The organism is Vibrio sp. S9_S30 (genome assembly GCF_014694455.1).
Classification (GTDB): domain Bacteria; phylum Pseudomonadota; class Gammaproteobacteria; order Enterobacterales; family Vibrionaceae; genus Vibrio.
Genome location: NZ_JAAUWT010000187.1, coordinates 1 through 279 on the forward strand (window position 1 = coordinate 1; position 279 = coordinate 279).

Consider the following 279-nt stretch of genomic DNA (forward strand, 5'->3'; position numbering starts at 1 on the left):
CCTTTCACGGCGGTAACAGGGGTTCGACTCCCCTACGGGATACCATTGGGTCGTTAGCTCAGTTGGTAGAGCAGTTGACTTTTAATCAATTGGTCGCAGGTTCGAATCCTGCACGACCCACCATTTCCTGCCACAGGAAATCAAAATATATGTGGGCGATTAGCTCAGTTGGGAGAGCACCTGCCTTACAAGCAGGGGGTCACTGGTTCGAGCCCGGTATCGCCCACCATTCTCTAAGTATTTTTGGAAGTTTAATCCAAACCACATCAAACTCTTGCT

Annotated in this window: 2 tRNA genes; both read left to right on the forward strand. The window is 49.5% G+C overall.

The window, feature by feature from the left end:
- Positions 1-47 precede the first annotated feature (47 nt).
- Positions 48-123 (forward strand) — tRNA-Lys (locus HC752_RS24510).
- A gap of 30 nt (positions 124-153) precedes the next feature.
- Positions 154-229, forward strand: a tRNA-Val gene (locus tag HC752_RS24515).
- The last annotated feature ends 50 nt before the right edge of the window (positions 230-279 follow it).